At 64.2% G+C, this 22,451-nt stretch carries 21 protein-coding genes; 9 read left to right on the forward strand and 12 right to left on the reverse strand.

Annotated elements, in window-relative coordinates:
* Positions 1 to 174: 174 nt before the first annotated feature.
* From ACT54B_RS20790 to lpdA, 6 genes are read left to right on the forward strand one after another with little or no spacing between them, the layout of a single operon-like run.
* Positions 175 to 1,374, forward strand: coding sequence for an acetyl-CoA C-acyltransferase (locus tag ACT54B_RS20790; RefSeq protein WP_476047793.1), 1,200 nt, complete (start codon positions 175 to 177; stop codon positions 1,372 to 1,374).
* 14 nt (positions 1,375 to 1,388) lie between these two features.
* Complete coding sequence (locus tag ACT54B_RS20795; RefSeq protein WP_476047795.1) at positions 1,389 to 2,156, forward strand: SDR family NAD(P)-dependent oxidoreductase; 768 nt, start codon at positions 1,389 to 1,391, stop codon at positions 2,154 to 2,156.
* Between the two features lie 32 nt (positions 2,157 to 2,188).
* Positions 2,189 to 3,421: a thiamine pyrophosphate-dependent enzyme gene (locus ACT54B_RS20800; RefSeq protein WP_476047796.1), complete on the forward strand. Its 1,233-nt coding sequence runs from the start codon at positions 2,189 to 2,191 to the stop codon at positions 3,419 to 3,421.
* 3 nt (positions 3,422 to 3,424) lie between these two features.
* Positions 3,425 to 4,438 carry an alpha-ketoacid dehydrogenase subunit beta gene (locus ACT54B_RS20805; RefSeq protein WP_476047798.1) on the forward strand — a complete coding sequence of 338 codons (1,014 nt, stop codon included), beginning with the start codon at positions 3,425 to 3,427 and terminating at the stop codon, positions 4,436 to 4,438.
* A gap of 2 nt (positions 4,439 to 4,440) precedes the next feature.
* Positions 4,441 to 5,766 carry a dihydrolipoamide acetyltransferase family protein gene (locus ACT54B_RS20810; RefSeq protein WP_476047800.1) on the forward strand — a complete coding sequence of 442 codons (1,326 nt, stop codon included), beginning with the start codon at positions 4,441 to 4,443 and terminating at the stop codon, positions 5,764 to 5,766.
* A 1-nt stretch (position 5,767) separates the two neighbouring features.
* Positions 5,768 to 7,162 (forward strand): dihydrolipoyl dehydrogenase, encoded by a 1,395-nt coding sequence (gene lpdA / locus ACT54B_RS20815; protein WP_476047801.1) that lies wholly within the window; start codon positions 5,768 to 5,770, stop codon positions 7,160 to 7,162.
* A gap of 16 nt (positions 7,163 to 7,178) precedes the next feature.
* On the opposite strand, the gene ACT54B_RS20820 is transcribed toward lpdA, so the two are convergent.
* The 11 genes from ACT54B_RS20820 to ACT54B_RS20870 form a co-directional block, all read right to left on the reverse strand.
* Complete coding sequence (locus tag ACT54B_RS20820) at positions 7,179 to 7,634, reverse strand: Lrp/AsnC family transcriptional regulator (protein WP_476047803.1); 456 nt, start codon at positions 7,632 to 7,634, stop codon at positions 7,179 to 7,181.
* Positions 7,635 to 7,782: 148 nt separating this feature from the next.
* Positions 7,783 to 8,550: an enoyl-CoA hydratase-related protein gene (locus tag ACT54B_RS20825; protein ID WP_476047805.1), complete on the reverse strand. Its 768-nt coding sequence runs from the start codon at positions 8,548 to 8,550 to the stop codon at positions 7,783 to 7,785.
* Positions 8,540 to 9,406 (reverse strand): hydroxymethylglutaryl-CoA lyase, encoded by an 867-nt coding sequence (locus ACT54B_RS20830; RefSeq protein ID WP_476047807.1) that lies wholly within the window; start codon positions 9,404 to 9,406, stop codon positions 8,540 to 8,542. Before ACT54B_RS20830 ends, ACT54B_RS20825 begins: the two co-directional genes overlap by 11 nt.
* Positions 9,399 to 11,396 (reverse strand): acetyl/propionyl/methylcrotonyl-CoA carboxylase subunit alpha, encoded by a 1,998-nt coding sequence (locus ACT54B_RS20835; protein WP_476047809.1) that lies wholly within the window; start codon positions 11,394 to 11,396, stop codon positions 9,399 to 9,401. Before ACT54B_RS20835 ends, ACT54B_RS20830 begins: the two co-directional genes overlap by 8 nt.
* 8 nt (positions 11,397 to 11,404) lie before the next feature.
* Positions 11,405 to 13,012, reverse strand: coding sequence for a carboxyl transferase domain-containing protein (locus ACT54B_RS20840; RefSeq protein WP_476047811.1), 1,608 nt, complete (start codon positions 13,010 to 13,012; stop codon positions 11,405 to 11,407).
* A complete protein-coding gene (locus ACT54B_RS20845; protein WP_476047901.1) occupies positions 13,012 to 14,160 on the reverse strand; it encodes an isovaleryl-CoA dehydrogenase in 1,149 nt (382 codons plus the stop codon). Before ACT54B_RS20845 ends, ACT54B_RS20840 begins: the two co-directional genes overlap by 1 nt.
* A 226-nt stretch (positions 14,161 to 14,386) precedes the next feature.
* Complete coding sequence (locus tag ACT54B_RS20850) at positions 14,387 to 15,436, reverse strand: sensor histidine kinase (RefSeq protein WP_476047813.1); 1,050 nt, start codon at positions 15,434 to 15,436, stop codon at positions 14,387 to 14,389.
* Positions 15,437 to 15,658: 222 nt separating this feature from the next.
* On the reverse strand, positions 15,659 to 16,405 hold the full coding sequence (locus tag ACT54B_RS20855; RefSeq protein WP_476047815.1) for an ABC transporter ATP-binding protein: 747 nt from the start codon (positions 16,403 to 16,405) through the stop codon (positions 15,659 to 15,661).
* On the reverse strand, positions 16,405 to 17,235 hold the full coding sequence (locus tag ACT54B_RS20860; RefSeq protein WP_476047816.1) for an ABC transporter ATP-binding protein: 831 nt from the start codon (positions 17,233 to 17,235) through the stop codon (positions 16,405 to 16,407). Before ACT54B_RS20860 ends, ACT54B_RS20855 begins: the two co-directional genes overlap by 1 nt.
* A 2-nt stretch (positions 17,236 to 17,237) precedes the next feature.
* The gene (locus tag ACT54B_RS20865) at positions 17,238 to 18,149 is read right to left on the reverse strand and encodes an ABC transporter permease (RefSeq protein WP_476047818.1); all 912 of its coding nucleotides are present in this window, start codon (positions 18,147 to 18,149) and stop codon (positions 17,238 to 17,240) included.
* Between the two features lie 11 nt (positions 18,150 to 18,160).
* Positions 18,161 to 19,201: an ABC transporter permease gene (locus ACT54B_RS20870; protein ID WP_476047820.1), complete on the reverse strand. Its 1,041-nt coding sequence runs from the start codon at positions 19,199 to 19,201 to the stop codon at positions 18,161 to 18,163.
* A 78-nt stretch (positions 19,202 to 19,279) separates the two neighbouring features.
* Between ACT54B_RS20870 and ACT54B_RS20875 the strand changes: the two genes are divergently transcribed.
* The 3 genes from ACT54B_RS20875 to ACT54B_RS20885 all read left to right on the forward strand — a co-directional run bounded on the left by ACT54B_RS20875 (position 19,280) and on the right by ACT54B_RS20885 (position 22,089).
* The gene (locus ACT54B_RS20875) at positions 19,280 to 19,873 is read left to right on the forward strand and encodes a helix-turn-helix domain-containing protein (protein WP_476047822.1); all 594 of its coding nucleotides are present in this window, start codon (positions 19,280 to 19,282) and stop codon (positions 19,871 to 19,873) included.
* A gap of 87 nt (positions 19,874 to 19,960) precedes the next feature.
* On the forward strand, positions 19,961 to 21,547 hold the full coding sequence (locus ACT54B_RS20880) for an ABC transporter substrate-binding protein (protein ID WP_476047824.1): 1,587 nt from the start codon (positions 19,961 to 19,963) through the stop codon (positions 21,545 to 21,547).
* Between the two features lie 83 nt (positions 21,548 to 21,630).
* Positions 21,631 to 22,089 (forward strand): GAF domain-containing protein, encoded by a 459-nt coding sequence (locus tag ACT54B_RS20885; RefSeq protein ID WP_476047825.1) that lies wholly within the window; start codon positions 21,631 to 21,633, stop codon positions 22,087 to 22,089.
* A gap of 41 nt (positions 22,090 to 22,130) precedes the next feature.
* On the opposite strand, the gene rhaM is transcribed toward ACT54B_RS20885, so the two are convergent.
* Entirely contained in the window at positions 22,131 to 22,448 is a 318-nt protein-coding gene (rhaM, locus tag ACT54B_RS20890) for an L-rhamnose mutarotase (protein ID WP_476047827.1), read from the reverse strand.
* Positions 22,449 to 22,451: the final 3 nt, after the last annotated feature.

Below are 22,451 nucleotides of genomic sequence, written 5' to 3' on the forward strand. Positions count from 1 at the left end.
TTCCCCTCAGGCGCTCACGCTATCATCCCATCCTCGCTGATTTTCGGGAGGAGAAGCGATGTATCTGGAACCTGGCATTCGCCCTGGCCGACGCCTTGCCGCCCCTGCGGTCCGGCCCGACGTTCCCCTGCGCCCCACTTGCCCGCATCAACACCTGCCGCGTGGAGCCGTATCATGACGTCAACTTTTCCATTCACATCCGATCCCGTGGTGATCGTATCGGCGGTGCGCACGCCCATGGGGGCGTTTCAGGGCGCCCTCTCACCGCTGGCCGCGCCGGAACTCGGTGCCATCGCCGTTTCCTCGGCCGTCCAGCTTGCCCATATCAAGCCGGAAGATCCGGACGAGATCTTCATGGGCAACGTGCTCTCCGCCGGCCTTGGGCAGAACCCTGCCCGACAGGCGGCCTTGAAGGGCGGATTGCCCGAAGCCCTGCCCGCAACCACGGTTTCGAAAGTCTGTGGTTCGGGCATGAAGGCCGTGATGCTCGCCCATGACGTGCTGATCGCCGGCTCGAACCGGATCGTCGTGGCCGGCGGCATGGAATCCATGACGAACGCGCCCTACCTGACGCTGAAGACCCGGGGCGGTGCCCGTCTCGGCCATACCGAGCTCAAGGACCACATGTTCCTCGACGGTCTCGAGGATGCCTATTCCGGCCGTCTGATGGGCAGTTTCGCCGAGGATAGCGCCGCCGAATACGGCTTTTCCCGGCAGGAACAGGATCTCTATGCCCGCCAGTCGCTCGAAAAGGCCCTGGCCGCGCAGCAGAATGGCGCCTTCGCGGGCGAAATCATCGGCATTTCCCAAGGCGAGGGCCGGGCAGCCGTGCGGCTTGACCGGGACGAGCAGCCGCCAAAGGCTGACCCTGATAAGATCGCGAAACTGAAGCCCGCCTTCCGCGCCGACGGCACGGTGACGGCGGCCAATGCTTCCTCTATCTCCGACGGCGCGGCAGCCCTGGTGCTGATGCGCGAAAGCGAAGCGCGCAACCGCGGCCTCACCCCGATGGCCCGGATTCTCGCCCATACCGGCCATGCCCGCGCCCCCGCGCAATACACGACGGCGCCTGTGGGCGCGATCGAACTGCTGCTGGCCCGCATCGGCTGGAAGGCGGCAGATGTGGACCTCTGGGAAATCAACGAAGCCTTCGCGGTCGTCGCCCTGATTGCCATCCGCGAGCTCGGTCTCGACCGGGAACGGGTCAACATTCATGGCGGGGCCTGCGCACTCGGTCATCCGATCGGGGCCTCCGGCGCCCGCATCCTGGTCACCCTGCTGCATGCGCTGAAGACCCATGGTCTGAAGAAGGGCATCGCATCTCTCTGCATCGGCGGCGGCGAGGCCACGGCGGTTGCGGTCGAACTCTTCTGAACGGGAACGGATCCATGCAGATCGAAGGACATCACTTTGCGATCACCGGTGCGGCCTCCGGCCTCGGGGCGGCGACGGCGCGGCGGATCGTACAGCGGGGCGGCAAGGTCACGCTGATCGATCGCAACCCTGAAGCCGGCGAAGCCCTTGCGACGGCACTGGGGGAAGGCGCGTTGTTCGCCGCTGCGGACGTCACCGAGGACGTGGCCCTCAGCAATGCGCTTGCGGCCGGCATGTCCGCGCTCGGGCCGCTCCGCGGCGCGATTGCCTGTGCGGGCATTGCCCCTTCGGAACGCGTGCTCGGCCGCGCCGGCCCGCACGGCCTGCCAAGCTTCGAGCGGGCGCTTGCGATCAACGTCACCGGCACCTTCAACCTCATTCGCCATGCCGCCGCCCTGATGGAAAAGAACGAGCCGCTGGATGACGGAGAACGGGGCGTGCTCATCTCCACGGCCTCGGTCGCGGCCTTCGAGGGCCAGATCGGCCAGGCAGCCTATGCGGCCTCCAAGGCGGCGGTTGCCGGCATGACCCTGCCGATTGCCCGCGAGCTCGCACGGTTCGGCATCCGCATGATGACCATCGCACCCGGCATTTTCGAAACACCCATGATGGCGGGCTTTTCGGCAGAGGTGCAGGCGGCGCTCGGCCAGTCCGTGCCCTTTCCGCAAAGGCTCGGGCGACCCGAAGAATATGCCCGGCTCGCCATCGAAATCATTGAAAACCCCATGCTGAACGGCTCCGTCATCCGCCTTGACGGAGCGCTTCGCATGGCAGCGCGTTGATCCCTCGGGAAGACGCGGGAGGAGGAAGAACGATGCCCATGAACGAGCGCCTGAGCCTGCATGTGCCCGAACCCGAGGTGAGACCGGGCGGCAAGCCCGATTTCTCGAAGGTGGACATTCCCGAAGCCGGGTCCGTCCGTCGCCCGCCGGAGGACGCGGCTGCCGAGACCATGCGCGATCTCGCCTATTCCATCATCCGCGTGCTCAACCCGGAGGGCGAGGCCATCGGCCCCTGGGCGGGATCGCTCACCGATGAGGATATTCTCACCGGGCTCCGCCACATGATGATGCTGCGCGCCTTCGACCAGCGCATGCTGATGGCGCAACGCCAGGGCAAGACCTCCTTCTACATGCAGCATCTGGGCGAGGAGGCCATTTCCTGCGCCTTCCAGCGGGCGCTGAAACCCGGCGACATGAACTTCCCGACCTACCGTCAGGCGGGCCTGCTGATTGCCGGCGACTATCCCATGGTCGACATGATGAACCAGATCTATTCGAACGATGCCGACCCGCTGAAGGGGCGGCAGCTGCCGGTGCTCTATTCGGCCCGCAGCCATGGCTTCTTCTCGGTCTCCGGCAATCTCGGCACCCAGTATATTCAGGCTGTCGGCTGGGCCATGGCGTCTGCCATCCGCCAAGGCACCGAAATCGCCTCCGCCTGGATCGGCGACGGCTCGACGGCGGCCTCCGATTTCCATGCCGCACTCGTCTTTGCCTCCACCTATCGCGCGCCGGTCATCCTCAACATCGTCAACAATCAGTGGGCCATCTCCACCTTCCAGGGCATTGCCCGCGGCGGGTCCGGCACCTTCGCCGCCCGCGGCCTCGGCTTCGGCATCCCGGCGCTTCGGGTGGACGGCAACGACTATCTTGCCGTGCACGCCGCCTCGCTCTGGGCCGCCAACCGCGCCCGCCGCAATGGCGGACCGACGCTGATCGAGCACGTGACCTATCGCGCCGGTGCGCACTCCACCTCGGACGATCCCTCCGCCTATCGCCCGAAGGAGGAATCCGGCGCCTGGCCGCTGGGCGATCCGATCCTCCGGCTGAAGAATCACCTGATCGTACGCGGCCTCTGGAACGAGGACCGGCACCGGCAGCTCGAAGCGGAGATCCGCGACGAGGTGATCGCGGCGCAAAAGGAGGCGGAAAAGCACGGCACCCTCCATGCCGGCGGCAAGCCCTCCGCCCGCGACATGTTCGAGGACGTCTATGCCGAGATGCCGCCGCACCTGAAACGCCAGCGCCAGCAGGCGGGAGTCTGACCCATGCCACGCATGACCATGATCGAAGCCATCCGCAGCGCCATGGATGTCACCATGGAACGGGACGACCGGGTGGTCGTCTTCGGGGAGGATGTCGGCTATTTCGGCGGCGTTTTCCGCTGCACGCAGGGCCTCCAGCAGAAATATGGCCGTACCCGCTGTTTCGACGCGCCGATTTCCGAATCCGGCATCGTCGGCGCGGCGATCGGCATGGCCGCCTACGGCTTGAAGCCCTGCGTCGAGATCCAGTTCGCCGATTACATGTATCCGGCCTATGACCAGCTGACCCAGGAAGCGGCCCGCATGCGCTATCGCTCCAACCACCAGTTCACCTGTCCCATGGTCGTGCGCATGCCGACCGGCGGAGGCATTTTCGGTGGCCAGACCCACAGCCAGAGCCCGGAAGCGCTCTTCACCCATGTCTGCGGACTGAAGGTCGTCGTCCCGTCTACTCCCTATGACGCGAAAGGGCTTCTCATAGCCTCCATCGAAGATCCCGATCCGGTGATCTTCCTCGAGCCGAAGCGCCTCTATAACGGCCCCTTCGACGGCCATCACGACCGCCCTGTCACGCCCTGGGCCGGCCATCCCGCCGCCGAAGTGCCGGACGGCCATTTCGTCGTGCCGCTCGGCGAGGCCGCCATTGCCCGCGAGGGTTCCGCCGTCACCATCGTCACCTATGGGACCATGGTGCACGTCGCCATGGCCGCTGCCGAGGAAACCGGCATCGATGCGGAGATCATCGATCTCCGGACGCTCCTGCCGCTCGATCTCGACAGTATCATCCGCTCGGTCACGAAGACCGGCCGCTGCATGGTCCTGCACGAGGCAACCCTGACCTCCGGCTTCGGCGGTGAGTTGGCCGCGCTGGTGCAGGAGCACTGCTTCTACAATCTGGAAGCACCCGTCACCCGCGTGGCCGGCTGGGATACGCCCTATCCGCATGCGCAGGAATGGGACTACTTCCCCGGCCCGGCCCGTGTGGGCCAGGCGCTCAAGGACATGATGGAGGCCTGATCATGGCGATACAAACGATCAAGATGCCCGATGTGGGCGAAGGTGTCGCCGAGGCGGAAATCGTCGAATGGCATGTGAAGCCCGGCGACCTCGTCCGCGAGGACGATGTGCTGACCGCCGTGATGACCGGCAAGGCAACGGTGGAAATCCCCTCCCCCGTCGAAGGCAAGATCACCTGGATCGGCCCTGCGATCGGCGAGATGGTGCCCGTCGGCACGCCGATCCTGAAGATCGAGCATGCGGGCGACGGCGAGGAAGAGGCCTCTTCCGAGGCACCCGCAATCGCGCCTGATGCGGCAACGGGAAAGCCAGCCCCCGCACCGCAGCCGAAACCGCAGGCCGTGGCCCCGGAGAACGCCGCCCCCGACCGCCTGCCCACCTCCAGGCCGGTGGCCGCGGCTCCCGCCGTGCCGGTTGCCCGCAGCGCCCATCTGCCGGGCGCGCCACGCACGGAAGGCGAAAAGCCGCTTGCCTCTCCCGCCGTCCGCCTTCGGGCGCGCGAAGCGGGCATCGATCTTCGCCAGGTTCCGGGAACAGGTCCGGCAGGGCGCACCACCCACGAAGACCTCGATCTCTTTCTGTCCGAAGGACCGGCGCCAACCCAGACCGGCGGTCTGAGAGCCGACACCTCGGTCAAGGAAATCCGCATGGCGGGCCTGCGCCGCCGCATTGCCGAACAGATGAGCCGCTCGAAGAGCCGCATTCCCCATATCACCTATGTGGACGAGGTGGACATGACGGCGCTGGAAGAGCTGCGCGCCGGCATGAACCGCAGCCTGAAGCCCGGCCGGGTGAAGCTCACGCTTCTGCCCTTCCTGATGCGCGCCATGGTGAAGGCGATTGCCGACCAGCCGATCTTCAACGCGATCTATGATGACGAGGCCGGGATCATCCGCCAGCATGGCGGGGTCCATATCGGGATCGCCGCCCAGACGCCGACCGGCCTGATGGTACCGGTGGTGCGCCACGCGGAGGCGCGCGACATCCATGATTGCGCCCGCGAGATGGTCCGCCTCAGCGAGGCCGCCCGCACGGGCACCGCGCTCAGGGAAGAGCTTTCCGGCTCCACCATCACCATCTCGTCGCTCGGTGCGCTCGGCGGCATCGTTTCCACCCCCGTCATCAACCATCCGGAAGTGGCGATCATCGGCGTCAACAAGATGGCGGTCCGCCCCCACTGGGACGGAACCCAATTCGTGCCGCGCAAGATGATGAACCTCTCTTCCAGCTTCGATCACCGCGTGATCGACGGCTATGACGCCGCCACTTTCATCCAGCGCATCAAGGCGCTGCTTGAAAACCCGGCCATGATTTTCGTCGAGGACTGACATGAAAGAGATCCATTGCAGGCTTCTGGTGATCGGCGCGGGACCGGGCGGCTATGTGGCCGCAATCCGCGCCGGCCAGCTCGGCATCGATACGGTGATCGTGGAAAAGGCTCGCCCCGGCGGCACCTGCCTGAACATCGGCTGTATCCCGTCAAAGGCGCTGATCCATGCGGCGGAGGAGTTTCACGCAGCACTTCGCCGCTCGGAAAAGCCCTCCCCCTACGGCCTCGGCCATGCTCGGCCCACCCTCGACTTTACCATGACGCAAGCCTGGAAATCCGGCATCGTCAACCGGCTCACCAATGGGGTTGCGGGCCTGCTGAAAAAGGCGGGTGTGAAGACGGTGATCGGCCATGCGCGCTTCCGCGACGGCAAGACGGTGGCGGTGGAAACCGAAACCGGAACCCAGGTCATCCATGCGGAAAACACGATCATCGCCACCGGTTCGACACCGGTGGAACTGCCCATGCTGCCCTTCGGCGGAGCGGTGATATCTTCCACCGAAGCCCTCTCGCTAGATAAGGTTCCGGAGAGCCTCACCGTCATCGGCGGCGGCTATATCGGCGTCGAGCTCGGGACGGCCTTCGCCAAACTCGGTGCGAAGGTGACGCTCGTCGAGGCTCAGCCGCGAATCCTGCCCCTTTACGACCCGACCCTGGTCCGTCCGGTGGAGAAGCGTCTGGCCGCGCTTGGCGTCACCGTGTTGACCGGCACGCGCGTCAAGGACGGCGATGCGAACGGACGGGTGACCGTCGAGGGCAGCGATGGCCGCCCACGCGAAATCCGTTCCGAGAAGGTGCTTGTCACCGTTGGCCGCAAGCCGGTGACCGAGGGCTGGGGCCGGGAAGAGCTCGTTCTCGACATGAGCGGCCCCTTTATCCGCATCGACGAGAAATGCCGCACCTCCATGCGCGGTCTTTACGCCATCGGCGACGTGACAGGCGAACCCATGCTCGCCCACCGGGCGATGGCGCAGGGGGAAATGGTCGCGGAACTGGTGGCCGGGAAGCCCCGCAGCTTCGACAAGCGCGTCATTCCGGCCGTCTGCTTCTCCTCACCGGAAGTGGTGAGCGCCGGCCTGACGCCGGATGAGGCGAAGGCACAAGGGCTGGAAACGGTCACCGGCCAGTTCCCCTTCCAGGCCAATGGCCGGGCCATGACGCTGGGGGCTGAAGAGGGATTCGTGCGGATCGTCGCCCGCGCGGACAATCATCTGGTTCTTGGCATCCAGGCGGTCGGCGACCATGTGTCGGAACTCTCGGCCGCCTTCGCACTCGCCATCGAAATGGGTGCCCGGCTGGAGGATGTGGCGGGCACGATCCATGCCCATCCGACCCTGTCGGAAGCCTTCCCCGAAGCGGCCATGGCAGCCCTCGGCCACGGGCTGCACATGTAAGGAGAGGCCTTGCCGGTCAGCCGATCGGCAGGGCTGTCTTGTAGACGACCCGGCGGAGCGCCGAGCTGGAGCGGATGGATTTCACCTGCTTCATCTTGATCAACCGGGAGCGCAGAAGATCCTCGAACTCGTTGAGATCGCGGGTGACGACGCGCAGCAGATAATCGTAGTCGCCGGTCATCAGGTAGCATTCCATCACCTGGGGAACGGTGGCGATATCCCGCTCGAAGGAGGAAATATTCTCGTCATCCTGGCTGACGAGCTGCACGGAAACGAAGACGCTGACCTTGAGACCGAGCTTTTCCTGGTCGAGCAGCGTCACATAGGACTGGATCACCCCATCCCGCTCCAGCTGCTTTTGCCGCCGCTGGACAGGAGACGGGGAAAGGTGAACCATGTCCGCAAGCTCGATGGAGGTCAGGCGGGCATTGGATTGCAGCGCTTTCAGAAGCGCGAGATCCTTGTCATCCATGAATGTTGAAGTCCTTCCTCCTGCCAACAGACCGGCTCTGGCGCCGGTGGCATCCCCTGTGAGTTAGCCCCGAAGCGAAACGCATGGCAATAGCCCAGTCTGACCGGGGCAACCCGGGCAAGCAATCCGGAGCGTTCCGCTGTATCACTCAGGCCTTGGCGAGAAACCGCGCGATCCGCTCCCTTGCCTCGTCGCTCTCCCACCGATCCGCAAGCGCCTCGATGCTGGCCGCAACCGGATCCTCCGCCTCGCCCCGCGCCAACATGCGGACAAGGCGCTTCGCATCGGCAACCGCACCCGGTGCGCAATCGAGAAGGCTTGCCACCTCCTCCTCGACCGCCTGATCGAGGCCGTCCGCGCCGGTGACCCGGGAGAGAAGGCCCATCCGCAACGCATCCGCTGCGCCGAACCGCCCCGCATTCAGGAAGATACGGCGCGCATGGCCCTCCCCGATCCGGCGCACCACATAGGGGCCGATGGTCGCGGGAATGAGACCCAATTTTGTTTCGGTCAGGGCAAAGCTCGCCTGATCTGCGGCAATCACGATATCCGCCACCGCCATCATGCCGAGCCCCCCGCCGAAGGCATTGCCCTGCACCCGGGCAATGAGGGGCACCGGAAGCGCGTCCAGCCGCTGCAGCATGCGGGCGAGCAGGCGGGCGCCCTCCATCTTGCCGGCCCGGTCGAGCCCGGCCTGTTCCCGCATCCAGCCAAGATCGCCACCGGCACAGAAGCTGCGGCCCTCTGCGCGCAGCACCACCGCACGGATGGACGCATCCGTTTCGACCCGGTCGGCGACGGCGATCAGCTCCCGCATCATCGCCTCGTTGAGCGCATGGTGTTTTTCGGGCCGGTCGAGCGTGATGCTCGCAATCCCGCGATGATCCGTGTCGAACCTTATGGTCTCAAAGCTCATGGGCCGCTCCCTTCAGGCTGCTGGCAAAGGCTTCCGCCCGGGCGAGTGCTGCCCGGTCGATCCCGGTTTCGAAGCCTCGCGCCGCGAGATAATCCACCACCGCGCCGGAGGCGACATTGCCCTCGGCCCCGGGCGCATAGGGACATCCGCCGAGCCCGCCTGCCGAACTGTCGAAAACGCGCAGCCCCTTGTCGAGCGCGACCCCGATATTCTCGAGCGCGCATCCGCCGGTATCGTGAAAATGCCCGGCGAGCATGCCCGCATCGACGCCTCCGAGCACCGCCTCCAGCATGGCAGCGGTGCGGTCGGGCACGGCGCGGCCGAGCGTATCGCCAAGCGAGATTTCATGGCAGCCGAGTGCGGCGAGCGCTTCTGCCACATGCGCCACGGCTTGCGGTGCGATCTCACCCTCATAGGGGCAGTCCGTGACGCAGGAGACATAGCCCCGCACCGGAATGCCCGCCGACCGCGCCGCGAGCAAAACAGGACGAAACCGCTCGATGCTTTCGGCAATGGAGCAGTTGATGTTCTTCCGGCTGAAGCTCTCGGACGCGGCAGCAAAGACGGCAACCCCGTCAGCCCGGGCGGCAAGCGCGCCTTCGAAGCCGCGCAGATTGGGCGTGAGAACCGTATAGGCCGTGCCTTCCCGTCGGTGAATGCCGGCCATCACTTCGGCGGCGTCCGCCATCTGTGGCACCCAGTCGGCCCGCACGAAGCTGGTGACCTCAATGCGCGGAAAGCCGCATTCCGAGAGAAGATCGACCAGCCTGATCTTGTCGGCAGCCGGAATGAGCCGCTTTTCGTTCTGCAAGCCGTCACGCGGTGCCATTTCATGGATCAGGACGAAATCACCCATGCGATGCCGCTCCCTCCTCGGCCTCGATCTCGACGAGCAACGTCCCCTCGGCCACCTGCTGGCGCAGATCCGCATGGATGGCGGAAATCCGCCCGTCCATCGGCGCGGAGAGCGAGAGCTCCATCTTCATCGCCTCCATCACGATCACGGGGTCGCCGGTCTTTACGGACTGACCGACCGACACGGCAAGATGCTTGATCAAACCCGGCATGGGCGCGCGCACGCTGTTGCCCCCGGCCTGTGCAGCGGTATCGGGCACCGGATCATGCAGGCGGAAGCGATGGCTGCGGCCCTCCATGCGGATATCCGCGCCCTCACCATCCCGAAAGAGCATCAGCTGGGTGCTTGCCCCTTCGGCGTCAACGCGGAAAACGCCGGGCGCAAGCGGGATCAGGCGGAACGACAAGGGTGCGCCCTCCTCCCGTGCCGCCCACTGCCGCTCGCCCGTCCGGGTCAGCCGGACGGTATGGATCGCGCCCTCTTCCTCCAGGACAACCACCTCCTCCGCCTGTCCGAACAGGCGGAAACCCGAGCGCTGCGACCAGGGGTCCGGTCCCTCGCCGGAGGCATCCAGACCGGCAGCGAAAATTGCTCCAAGGGCGCGGGCAAGCGGCGTCGAGGGATCACTGCCGACCAGTGCATCGGCATGGCGGGCAATCAATCCCGTATCCGGATTGCCGGCGGCAAAGTCGGGCTGGCGGGCGAGCCGGGCAAGAAAGCGCGCATTGGTTTCGACGCCCGAAACATCGGTCCGGTCGAGCGCACGGGCAAGCTTTTCGAGGGCCGCGTCGCGATCTTCCGCATGCACGATGATCTTCGCGATCATCGGATCGTAGAAGGGGCTGATCCGGTCTCCGGCACACACCCCGCTGTCCACGCGGGCCGTTTCGTCCGGCAGGCGCAAATGCCGGATCTGGCCGGTCGACGGCAGGAAGCCCTTCGACGGGTTTTCGGCGTAAAGCCGGGCCTCGAAGGCCCATCCCGAAATGGCAAGTGCCTCTTGCCGCAAGGGCAAAGGCTCGCCGGAGGCGACGCGCAGCTGCCACTCGACCAGATCAATGCCGGTGATGGCTTCCGTGACCGGGTGTTCGACCTGCAGACGGGTGTTCATTTCCATGAACCAGAACCGGTCCATGCGAAGCCCCTCCGAGGCATCGGCGATGAATTCGACCGTTCCGGCACCGGAATAGCCGATGGCACGCGCCGCCCGCACGGCCGCGGCGCCCATCGCCTCGCGCATCTCCAGCGTCATGCCGGGTGCCGGCGCCTCTTCGATGACCTTCTGATGCCGGCGCTGGGCGGAACAGTCGCGTTCGAACAGATGGACCACATTGCCATGATCGTCGGCAAAAACCTGAATTTCGATGTGGCGGGGATGGGAGACATATTTCTCGATCAGGCAGGCCGGATCGCCGAAGCTCGCCTTGGCCTCCCGCTCGGCGCTTTCAAGCGCGGCCGGAAAGGCTTCTGGCGTCTCCACGCGACGCATGCCCTTGCCGCCGCCGCCGGCGCGAGCCTTGATCAGCACCGGAAAGCCGATCCGCTCCGCCTCCCGAAGCAGCGCGGACGGATCCCGGCTCTCGCCGTGATAGCCGGGCACCACGGGCACGCCGGCCTTTTCCATGGCGGCCTTGGCTGCATCCTTCAAACCCATGGCCCGGATCGCATCCGCCGGCGGGCCGATGAAGCGCAGACCGGCTCTGGCAACCGCTTCGGCAAAATCAGGATTTTCCGAAAGAAAGCCATAGCCGGGATGGACGGCATCCGCGCCGGTGCGAAGCGCCGCCTCGATGATCAGACCGCCCTTCAGATAGCTTTCGGCCGCCGTTTCTCCGCCGAGCGAAACGGCCTGATCGGCCATGTCGACGAAGAGTGCATCGCGGTCCGCATCGGAATGGACGGCAACCGTCTGCACGCCCAGCCGACGGCAGGTGCGGATGAGGCGAACGGCGATTTCACCACGATTGGCAATCAGAACCTTGCGGATCACGGCGCACCTCACATTCTGAAAAGGCCGAAACGGGTCTCGGCAATCGGCGCGTTGAGCGCCGCGGAAAGACTGAGGGCGAGCACCTGCCGGGTCTTCGTCGGCTCGATGATACCGTCGTCCCAGAGGCGCGCCGATGCATGGAGCGGATGCCCCTGCCGCTCGAACTGGTCGATGACCGGCTGGCGGAAGGCCGCTTCTTCTTCGGCACTCCAGCTCTTGCCCGCCCGCTCCAGCGCCTCGCGCCGGACGGTGGAGAGAACGCCCGCCGCCTGCGGACCGCCCATGACGGAGATGCGGCTGTTTGGCCAGGTCCAGAGAAAGCGCGGTGAATAGGCGCGCCCGCACATGCCGTAATTGCCGGCACCGAAAGACCCGCCGACCAGAACCGTCACCTTGGGCACGGCCGTGGTGGCGACGGCGGTCACCAGCTTGGCTCCATGCTTGGCGATCCCTTCCGCTTCATATTTCTGCCCGACCATGAAGCCGGTGATGTTCTGCAGGAAGACGAGCGGGATCTTGCGCTGCGAGCAAAGCTCCACGAAATGGGCGCCCTTCTGCGCGCTTTCGGAAAAGAGCACGCCATTATTGGCGACAATCCCCACCGGAAAGCCCATGACATGGGCAAAGCCGGTCACCAGCGTCGTACCGTAGCGCGCCTTGAACTCCTCGAAGCGCGAGCCATCCACCAGCCGGGCGATCACCTCCCTGATGTCATAGGGCTGGGTCAGCGATGCGGGGACGATGCCGGCGATCTCCTCCGGGTCGTAAAGCGGCTCTTCCGGGGAGGCCAGCGCAAGATCGATGCATTTGCGGCGGTTGAGCGATGCCACCGCACGGCGCACCAGTTGAAGCGCATGGGCATCGTCGGCGGCAAGATGATCCGCCACGCCCGAAAGCCGTGTGTGCACGTCGCCGCCGCCGAGATCCTCGGCGCTCACTTCTTCTCCCGTTGCCGCCTTCACCAGCGGCGGGCCGGCCAGGAAGATGGTTCCCTGGTTCGCGACGATGATCGACTCGTCCGACATGGCCGGCACATAGGCGCCGCCCGCCGTGCAGGAGCCCATCACGGCCGCGATTTGCGGAATGCCCGCGGCCGACATCTGCGCCTGATTGTAGAAAATGCGGCCGAAATGATCCCGGTCCGGAAAGACCTCATCCTGATTGGGCAGGTTCGCGCCGCCGCTATCCACCAGATAGATGCAGGGCAGACGGTTTTCCGCCGCGATCTCCTGCGCGCGGAGATGCTTCTTGACCGTCATCGGATAATAGGTGCCACCCTTCACCGTCGCATCATTGGCAACGATCATGACGTCCTGTCCCTCGACACGGCCTATGCCCGTGACGATCCCCGCCGAAGGCGACGCCCCGTCATAGAGACCATGTGCTGCCGTTGCGCCGATTTCGAGAAAGGGCGAACCCGGATCGAGCAGGCGCTGCACCCGTTCGCGCGGCAGGATCTTGCCGCGCTTCTCGTGCCGCTGGCGCGCCTCCGCCCCGCCCCCGGCCCGCGCGAGATCGACGGCCGCACGGACCTCCGCGATCTTCTCCGCCATGGCCGCCCGGTTGGCCTTCGCCTCGGCGCTGGCCGGATTGTGCGAGGACGAAAGGACCGCCATCAGTCCGTCTCCTTGAAGAGTTCCCGGCCGATCAGCATGCGGCGGATTTCGGAGGTCCCGGCACCGATTTCCATCAGCTTCGCATCGCGCAGCAGACGGCCGGTCGGATTGTCGTTGATATAGCCGTTCCCGCCCAGCACCTGGATGGCCTGCAGAGCCTGCTGGGTCGCCTGTTCCGATGCGTAAAGGCAGCAGGCTGCCGCATCCTGACGGGTGACCTCGCCGCGGTCGCAGGCCGCAGCCACCGCATAGACATAGGCGCGCGCCGAATTCATCGCCGTATACATGTCGGCGATCTTCGCCTGGATCAGCTGGAACTCGCCGATCGGCTGCCCGAACTGCTTGCGCTGATGCACATAGGGCATGACCACGTCCAGGCAGGCATGCATGATGCCGATGCCGATACCGGCCAGCACCACCCGCTCGTAGTCGAGCCCGGACATCAGCACCCGGACGCCGCTGCCGACCGAACCCAGCACGTTTTCCTCCGGCACTTCGCAATCGGAAAACACCAGCTCGCAGGTGTTGGAGCCGCGCATGCCGAGCTTGTCCAGCTTCTGCGCCGTGGAAAAGCCCTTGAAGCCCTTTTCGACCAGGAAGGCGGTAATGCCCTTGGCGCCTGCCGCACTGTCGGTCTTGGCATAGACCACCAGCACATCCGCATCGGGGCCGTTGGTGATCCACATCTTGTTGCCGTTCAGCACATAGGTGCCGCCGCGCTTCTCGGCCTTCAGCTTCATGGACACCACATCGGACCCGGCACCCGGCTCGGACATGGCGAGCGCGCCCACATACTCGCCGGAGCAAAGCTTCGGCAGATAGCGGGCCTTCTGTTCCGTCGTGCCGTTCCGGCTGATCTGGTTCACGCAGAGATTGGAATGCGCCCCGTAGGAGAGCGAAGTGGATGCGGAAAAGCGCGCCAGCTGCTCTACCGCCACCACATGGGCGAGATAGCCGAGCCCCGATCCGCCGAATTCCGGATCGGCGGTCAGGCCGAGCAGCCCCAACGCGCCGAGCTCCGGCCACAGGTCCCGCGCAAATTCATTGGTGCGGTCGATTTCGTCCGCCCGGTGCTGCAGCCGCTCGCGGCCGAACCGCTCCACCGTATCCCGAACGGCCTCCGCCTCGTCCCCGAGCGCGAAACGCATGGTTGCCTGAAACATGGATTGCCTCCCCGGCAAGGATGCCGCCTTCTCCCTGCGGTCATCCATCAAGCCTTTTAAAACAATGACTTAAAAGCCTCACTCACGGAAATCATGACATAGACGCCTCGTCTTGAAAAGCGCGGCGTCCATTGCATTATGTTTTATTCTTACGCCGGCGCGTAATTTTATTTCGCATTTGCGGCGAAGCAGAAAGATCCGAAAAAGCCCGTCAGGCCAAGTCCTCGACAGGAATGCGGATCGTGCATTCGACCCCGCTCCTGGGGAAATGGAGATCGGCGCCGCCATGGGGGGAATACTGAAGGCTGCGAAGGATGACCGCCTGGCCAAATCCCGACCGTGACGGTGGTTTGACGGCAGGGCCGCCCTGCTCCCGCCACTTCAGCTCTGCAAAGGCCGCGCCTGGCTGACAGGTGAGGTCGATCGCAACCTCGCCCCGGCTTCCGCGGGAGAGGGCACCATGGCGGATGGCGTTGGAAATGAGCTCGTGCAGGATCAGGCTGAGCGCGATGGCCGCACGGGGCAGAAAGGCGGTGTCCGCCCCTGTCAGACGAACCCGGCTTGCCAGCGCGGTGTCGAAGGGGCGCAATTCCGTCTCAAGAATATCCGCCAGCCGGACGGACGACCAGGCCCGTTCAGCAAGGATATTATGCGTGGCAGCCAAGGCCCGTATGCGACCCGAGAAGGCGGAGCGAAATCCGTCCAGACTGTCCGCACTGGAAGCGGTACGATTGGAAATGGACAAGACCAGCGCCATCGTGTTCTTGACCCGGTGATCCACCTCCCGCATGAGCTGCTGCGCCTGCTGTTCGACCAGCACGGTTCGCGTCACATCATGGAAAGTCACGGCGATCACCGGTTCTTCGCGGTCTCCGAACGGAACCGCAACGACCTTGAAGCTGCGCATGGTTCCATCGATACGGATCTTGATGTCCGCATCGCTTCTGGCGGGAGCAGCACGCTGCACAAGTGCGTCGAGCGCGGCAACCACATCCTCGGGAAAACCGGGCTCGGCCGCACTGTCCCTGTCGCTTCCCCGGGAGGATTGGATGAGCCGGATCAATGCCGGATTGCCATGGAGCAAATCTCCGGCCACCGTGAGCGCGCCCGCAGGTATGTCGAGGGCGTTCACATATTCGCGAAAGGAAGGAAGGCCCTCGGCTTCGGCTGACGGTACGCGCAGGGCGGAGCGCGGCTCGTCAAGCCGGAAACGCCTTTCAGCCTTCTCCATATCCACATAATCCCGTCCGCCTGACTTCATGAACCTGCTCGCCATACTGCATGAATTACAGCCGCTTCCACGAAAACCGGCCATTTCAATCGATGCGAACGTCTTCAAAACGCCATGCCGGCTGTGTCACCATCAGCGAAGTCCAGAAAGGACAGGAACATTCACAACGCTGAACCGAAACCATCGAATCGGCATTTCGTTGCATGCTCACGCATCCGCAGGGCAAAAAAGCTTGGGATCTGCGCTCTCCTGTTAGGCGGCCTCCGCCCCCATGCCTTCGGCAGCCGCCATCAGTTCCCGCCCATAGGCACTCTTCAGGTCGCGATGCCGCAACTGCTCCACCTCGGCAATTTCCTGGATCTGCCCTGCCTTCAGGACGGCGAGACGGTCACAGAGGAAGGAGACGACAGGCAGGTCGTGGGTGACCAGCAGGAAGGTCAGGCCCCGTTCGGCCCGAAGTCCCTTGAGAAGGTTGAGGATTTCCGCCTGCACGGATACGTCGAGGGCGGACGTGGGTTCATCCAGCAGCAGGATTTCCGGCTCCAGCATCAGCGCACGGGCAATGGCCACGCGCTGTCTCTGGCCGCCGGACAGCTGGTGGGGAAGACGGAAGCGGAATTTGCGCGCCAGACCGACCGCATCCAGCATTTCCAGAATACGGCGATCCCGGTCCCCGATTCCGTGAATATGCAGCGGCTCATCCAGGTGATCGTCGACGGTGCGGCGCGGATGCAGGGAGCCATAGGGATCCTGGAACACCATCTGCACCTTCCGCACCAGCGTACGGTCTATTCCGCCCGGCTGCAGACGGGCATCGCCCATCTCCACCGAACCGCTCCAGTCCCGCACCTGCCCCGCCAGCGCCTTCAGCACGGTGGATTTGCCAGACCCGCTTTCACCCACCAGGGCAAAGCTTTCACCCGTTGCAATATCCAGCGAGACATCCCGGACCACATGGGCGGCCCCATAATGCACGTTGAGTTTTTCGATGCGGATCATCACAGGGCTCCCAGGCTCTGCCGGTCGAGGACGGGCAGGGTTTCACGGGTTTCGTCAAGGCGGGGCAGCGAGGCGATCAATCCGCGCGTGTAGGGATGGGTCGCCTCTGACAGTTTGCCGGCCGCGCATTCCTCCACAACCCGCCCGTTGAACATCACGAGGATACGGTCGCACCAGCGCGCGACCATGTTGAGGTCATGGCTGATCATGATGAGGCCCATGCCGGTCCGGTGCACGAGGTCGTCGAGGATTTCCAGCACCTGTCCGCGGACGGAAACATCGAGCGCGGAGGTCGGTTCGTCGGCAATCATCAGGTCCGGCTCGAGCACGGTCATCATCGCGATCATCACGCGCTGCCCCATGCCGCCGGAAACCTCATGCGGATAGAGGCGATAGACCCGCTCCGGATCGGCGATGCGGACGGCTTCAAGCATGGCAAGCACCTTCTTGCGGCGCTCTCCGGCGGAAAGCCGTCCGTGAAAGGCCAGCGCCTCGCCGATCTGCTCGCCGATGGTCATCACCGGATTGAGCGAGAATTTCGGGTCCTGCAGGATCATGGACAGCCGCGCGCCGCGCAGCCTCCGGAAGGCGCGCTCGTTCAGCCGGGTGAGATCGATGCCATCGAACTGCAGGCGGTCGGCGGTAACGATACCGGGCTTCGGGATAAGGCCGAGCAGGGCGCGGCCGGTCATGGACTTGCCCGATCCGCTTTCGCCGACGATGCCGAGACGCTCCTGCCCCAGCGAGAAGCTCAGGCCCTTGACCACTTCGGCAACGCCGCGCTCGGTCGGAAAGCGCACTTTCAGGTTTTCGACTTCGAGAAGGGCCATGGTTACTTGCTCCGCTGGCGAGGATCGAGAACATCGCGCAGGCCGTCGCCGAACAGGCAGAAGCCCAGGCTGACGATGACGATGGCAAAACCCGGCATGGTGGCGACCCACCACTGATCGAGAATGAAGGTGCGTCCGCGCGAGATCATGGCGCCCCATTCCGGCGCCGGCGGCTGCGCGCCGAGACCGATGAAGCCGAGGCCGGCAGCGGTCAGGATGATGCCGGCCATGTCGAGCGTGACGCGGATGATGGTGGAGGAAAGGCAGAGCGGCAGGATATGCCGGGATATGATCCGCCAGTGGCTGCCGCCCAGCATCCGCACCGCTGCGATGAAGTCGCTGTTGCGGATGGTGAGCGTTTCCGCCCGCGCGATACGGGCATAGACCGGCCAGGCGGTAATCGTGATGGCGATGACCGCATTGCCGATGCCCGGCCCCAGCGCCGCCACGAAGGCAAGGGCCAGGATGAGACGCGGCATGGAGAGGAAGATATCCGTAATCCCCATGAGCAGCCGGTCCACCCAGCCGCCGAAATAGGCGGAGACCGCCCCGAGCACGAGACCGAGGGGAGCCGAAAGAACCGCAACCAAAAGCACGATGTAGAGGGTGATGCGGGCACCGTGGATGACGCGCGAGAGAATGTCACGACCGAGTTCATCCGTACCCATCCAGTGGGCGGCGGAGGGCGCCAGCAGCCGGTTCGACAAAGAGCCCTCAATGGGGGAATAGGGCGCAAGCCAGGGCGCGAGCGCCGCAACCGCCACCAGCGCGACGATGATCACGAGCCCGAGCACCGCCAGCGGATTGCGCATCAGCGCCCGGCTCATGCGGTAGAACTGGCCGAACTTGGCCTGCATCCGGGTTTCCGGGTTCTCGTCGAGCAGCCAGTCGCGGGAAAGAAGGGAAAGAGCCATGGACCGTCTCCTCAGCGGGCGCGCGGATCGAGGATGCGGTAGAGCGCATCCGAGATCTTGTTGATGGCGATGAAGACGGCGCCGATGACCAGCGTGCCGCCGAGAACCGCGTTCATGTCGGCATTGAGAAGCGCCGTGGTCAGGTAATTGCCGATCCCCGGCCAGGAGAACACGGTCTCCACCATGACGGAGCCTTCCAGAAGCGCCGCATAGGAAAGACCGATGACCGTGATCAGCTGCACCCGGATCGGCCGAAAGGCGTGGCGCCAGATGATCACCCAGGCGGGCACGCCCTTGACGCGGGCGGTGATGATGAATTCCTGCCCCAGCTGGTCGAGCATGAAACTTCGCGTCATCCGGGCGATATAGGCAAGGCTGAAGAAGCCGAGAATCGAGGCGGGCAGCAGGATATGGCTGAGCGCATTGCCGAAACTCTCGAAATCGCCGGCAATGAGGCTGTCGATCAGCAGCAGGCCGGTCACCGGCGTCACCATGCCGTCGAGGAAGATGTCGATCCGACCGGGGCCGGACACCCATTTCAGCTTGGCATAGAAGACGACGAGGCCCACCAGCCCCAGCCAGAAGGCCGGGATGGCATAACCGGCAAGGCCGATCACGCGAATGATCTGGTCGATGACCGTTCCCTGCCGCGCGGCGGCGAGCGCGCCAAGCGGCACGCCGATGACCACGCCGATCAGGATGCCGAGGGTGGCCATTTCCAGCGTCGCCGGGAAATAGCGGGCGATATCCTCCATGACGGGCCGCTGCGTGCTGACGGAAAGGCCGAAATCGCCCTGCAGGATCGCCGACACATAGTGGATGAACTGGAGGATCAGCGGATCGTTCAGTCCCATGCGCTCCTTGGCCGCCTCATAGACGGCCTGCGGGGCACGGTCGCCGACGACGGCCAGGACCGGATCGATCGGCACGACGCGGCCAATGAAAAAAGTGATCGCCAGCAGCCCCAGCCCGGTCATGGCCAGTGAAAGGATGAAGCCCGAGGCCGATTTCAGCCCCGGGGGGAGAAGACGAGCCCTGCCCTTTTGTGTCATAATTGGTCCCCCATAAAGTTTTTTTGACATAGCAAAAAATTTTTACTAGGGTCAAAAGAAATATCGGAACGGCTTCGCATGAACGCACCTCTTCAAAAATCGGACTCGCCCTACTCCCCGCAATTCGGCAGCCGCATTCGCGAGCTTCGCCGAAAAAATGACCTTACGCTTCAGGCACTTGCCGATCAGGCGGGCATTTCCGTCGGCTTCCTGAGCCAGGTGGAGCGCGACAAGGCCACCCCCTCGCTCGGCACGCTCGCAGCCCTTGCTGCCGCGCTGGGCGTGGAGATCGACTGGTTTATCGCCACGCCGAAGCCGCGCGACAGCGTCACCCGCGCCGGAGAACGCGAACGATTTTCCCTGGCGGACAGCTCGCTTGTCTACGAACGCATCACGACAAGCCTTCCCGGCGGAACGCTGTCCTCGCTGATCATCGAGATTCCGCCGGGCTATCAGTCGGAAATCACCGCCCATACGGGCGAGGAACTCATCATGGTGCTGGAAGGTACCGTGCGCCAGACCCTGGGCGATACCGCAATGGTGCTGCACCCGGGTGACAGCCTGCATTTCATGGGCGATACGCCCCATTCCTTCGGCAATATCGGCGACCGGCCAGCCCGTCTCCTGTGGACGGGCACGGCGCCGCGCTTGCTGGGCAAGACCCCCGAATAGGCTTATCGACGGGGGTCCAGGCGGCTCCGGGGCGGGATGCTCCGGGCCGGATATGACAAAAATCTGAAAAAACGAACTGGAGGGAACATGTCCATTTTCAGAACGACGCTTGCTGTCAGCATGCTGGCGCTCGCAACCGCGCCTGCACTGGCCGCCACGCCCGATGATGCGCTCGTTGTCGCGCAGAATATCGACGATATCGTCACCATCGACCCGGCGACCGCCTATGAGTTCAGCTCGGGCGAATATGTCGCCAACGTCTATGATCCCCTCGTGCATTACGATGCGGCCGATCCCTCGAAGCTCGCGCCCGGTCTTGCCAGCGAATGGACGGAAGACGCGGCCAACAAGACGCTCGTCTTCACGCTCCGCGATGGCGTCACCTTCACCTCCGGCAACCCGCTGACCGGCGAAGATGTCGCCGGCTCGTGGAAGCGCGTGGTGAAGCTCAACGATGCGCCGGCCTTCATCCTGACGCAGCTCGGCTGGACGCCCGAAAACATGGACCAGATGGTCACTGTCGAGGGCAACAAGGTGACCGTCAAGTGGACCGGCGATTTCTCGCCTTCCTTCGTTCTGAACGTACTCGCTTCCCGCCCGGCTTCCGTGGTCGACATGAAGACGGTCATGTCGCATGAGGAAAATGGCGACATGGGCAAAGCCTGGCTGAACCAGCATTCCGCTGGCACCGGTCCCTTCGAGCTGGTGAATTTCCGCCCCGCCGAAATGCTGTCGATGAAGGCAAACCCGAACTATTACGGTGGCGCGCCGGCCATGCAGAAGCTGGTGATCCGCCATGTGGCCGAAGCCGCAACCCAGCGCCTGATGCTGGAATCCGGCGACGTGGACCTGGCCAAGAACCTGACGCCCGACCAGATTGCCGGGCTCTCGACCAATGCATCGATCAAGGTGGAGACCTATCCGCAGGCCGCCGTTCACTGGCTGTCCTTCAACCAGAAGGTCGAGGCGCTGACCAACCCCGCTTTCTGGGAAGCGGCCCGCTACCTGGTCGACTACAAGGGCATGACCGACACGATCCTGAAGGGTCAGATGGAAATTCACCAGGCCTTCTGGCCGAAGGGTTTCCCCGGCGCGCTCAACGATACGCCCTTTACCTATGACGTGGCCAAGGCCAAGGAAATTCTGGAAAAGGGTGGCGTCAAGCTGCCGATGACCATCAAGATGGACGTCATCAACGCCAACCCCTTCAACGACATGGCGCAGGCCCTGCAGCAGTCCTTCGCACCGGCCGGCATCAATTTCGAGATCGTCCCCGGCACGGGTTCGCAGGTCATTACCAAGTATCGCGCCCGTACCCACGAGGCCATGCTGCTCTACTGGGGCCCGGACTTCATGGATCCGCATTCGAACGCCTATGCCTTCGCGCATAATGCCGACAATGCGGACGACAAGTATGCGTCGACCACCACCTGGCGCAATGCCTGGATGCCGCCGGCCGAGCTGAACGACAAGACGATGGCCGCGCTGAAGGAACAGGATTCCGCCAAGCGTCTGAAGCTCTATGAAGAGATTCAGAAGTCCGTCCAGGAAAGCTCGCCCATCGTGGTCATGTTCCAGGAAGTCAAGCAGGTGGCCATGAATGCCAAGGTCTCCGGCTACGTCAACGGCGCGATTTCGGATTTCGTCTTCTATCGCCTCGTCAAGAAAAACTAACCGAGCCAAAGCCTCCCAAGGCTATGAGGCGGCGGGGCATCCGGCCCCGCCGCCCAGAGAGAATCTGTTTCAGGACCAAGCTCATGTCTTCCGATCCCCAAACCGTTTTTGCATCCCTTCACAAACTCATCGACACCGCCGTCGGCGCGCGCCTCTTTACCGTTACGGTGCTTGATCGCAAGGCAAGGCTGGCCCGCCGGGCCTATACGTCTCACCCGGCCGAATATCCCACCTCGGGCGTCAAGCCGATGCGCAGCGATGGCTGGAGCGAACAGGTGATCGACAGCGGCAAGACCTTCGTGGCCAATACCACGGACGGCTTTTCCCCCTATTTTTCCGATCATCCGCTGATCAATGCGCTTGGCTGCCATTCGGCCCTGAACATGCCCGTCTCCGAGAATGGCGAGGTGATCGGCACCGTGAATGTTCTGGATGTGGAGCAGCACTTCACGCCCGAGCGGGTCGCCCGCATCGAGGCCCTGGTGACAGAAAACCGACCCGCTCTTCTGAAGGCCATGCGGGAAACACCCATGACCGCCTGAAGGCGGCTGAAAAGGGCGCCTCCGGGGCGCCCTTTCTGAGTTCAGGGAAGATGAAACATCTTGCGGAGCGGCACCTGCACCGGCGTATTGTCGGGCTCCGTTTCCATGATGTCGGCCATCATGTCCCACCAGCGGCGTACCACGGGTTCGAAGGGCAACCGGTCCATGCCGTGATCCTTTGGCCGCTTGAGAACCCCGAAAAGATGGTTCGTATCCTCATCCAGCCAGATCGAATAATCGGAAACACCCGCCGCCTTCAGCAGCGTGGCGAGCTCCGGCCAAAGAGCATCGTGGCGCCGCCTGTATTCCTCGGCCTGGCCGGGAAAAAGGTTCATGCGGAAAGCAAAGGTTTCAGTCATGGT

The organism is Gellertiella sp. DMC107, from assembly GCF_056313605.1.

Bases quoted from the DNA above. Each gene is read 5' to 3' on its own strand.
- ACT54B_RS20855 (WP_476047815.1), bottom strand. From the start codon at position 16,405: ATGATCCGCATCGAAAAACTCAACGTGCATTATGGGGCCGCCCATGTG.
- ACT54B_RS20795 (WP_476047795.1), top strand. From the start codon at position 1,389: ATGCAGATCGAAGGACATCACTTTGCGATCACCGGTGCGGCCTCCGGC.
- ACT54B_RS20880 (WP_476047824.1), top strand. From the start codon at position 19,961: ATGTCCATTTTCAGAACGACGCTTGCTGTCAGCATGCTGGCGCTCGCA.
- ACT54B_RS20820 (WP_476047803.1), bottom strand. From the start codon at position 7,634: ATGGATGACAAGGATCTCGCGCTTCTGAAAGCGCTGCAATCCAATGCC.
- ACT54B_RS20840 (WP_476047811.1), bottom strand. From the start codon at position 13,012: ATGGCGGTCCTTTCGTCCTCGCACAATCCGGCCAGCGCCGAGGCGAAG.
- ACT54B_RS20885 (WP_476047825.1), top strand. From the start codon at position 21,631: ATGTCTTCCGATCCCCAAACCGTTTTTGCATCCCTTCACAAACTCATC.
- ACT54B_RS20860 (WP_476047816.1), bottom strand. From the start codon at position 17,235: ATGGCCCTTCTCGAAGTCGAAAACCTGAAAGTGCGCTTTCCGACCGAG.
- lpdA (WP_476047801.1), top strand. From the start codon at position 5,768: ATGAAAGAGATCCATTGCAGGCTTCTGGTGATCGGCGCGGGACCGGGC.
- rhaM (WP_476047827.1), bottom strand. From the start codon at position 22,448: ATGACTGAAACCTTTGCTTTCCGCATGAACCTTTTTCCCGGCCAGGCC.
- ACT54B_RS20830 (WP_476047807.1), bottom strand. From the start codon at position 9,406: ATGGGTGATTTCGTCCTGATCCATGAAATGGCACCGCGTGACGGCTTG.
- ACT54B_RS20825 (WP_476047805.1), bottom strand. From the start codon at position 8,550: ATGAGCTTTGAGACCATAAGGTTCGACACGGATCATCGCGGGATTGCG.
- ACT54B_RS20810 (WP_476047800.1), top strand. From the start codon at position 4,441: ATGGCGATACAAACGATCAAGATGCCCGATGTGGGCGAAGGTGTCGCC.
- ACT54B_RS20870 (WP_476047820.1), bottom strand. From the start codon at position 19,201: ATGACACAAAAGGGCAGGGCTCGTCTTCTCCCCCCGGGGCTGAAATCG.
- ACT54B_RS20875 (WP_476047822.1), top strand. From the start codon at position 19,280: ATGAACGCACCTCTTCAAAAATCGGACTCGCCCTACTCCCCGCAATTC.
- ACT54B_RS20865 (WP_476047818.1), bottom strand. From the start codon at position 18,149: ATGGCTCTTTCCCTTCTTTCCCGCGACTGGCTGCTCGACGAGAACCCG.
- ACT54B_RS20790 (WP_476047793.1), top strand. From the start codon at position 175: ATGACGTCAACTTTTCCATTCACATCCGATCCCGTGGTGATCGTATCG.
- ACT54B_RS20805 (WP_476047798.1), top strand. From the start codon at position 3,425: ATGCCACGCATGACCATGATCGAAGCCATCCGCAGCGCCATGGATGTC.
- ACT54B_RS20850 (WP_476047813.1), bottom strand. From the start codon at position 15,436: ATGAAGTCAGGCGGACGGGATTATGTGGATATGGAGAAGGCTGAAAGG.
- ACT54B_RS20845 (WP_476047901.1), bottom strand. From the start codon at position 14,160: ATGCGTTTCGCGCTCGGGGACGAGGCGGAGGCCGTTCGGGATACGGTG.
- ACT54B_RS20800 (WP_476047796.1), top strand. From the start codon at position 2,189: ATGCCCATGAACGAGCGCCTGAGCCTGCATGTGCCCGAACCCGAGGTG.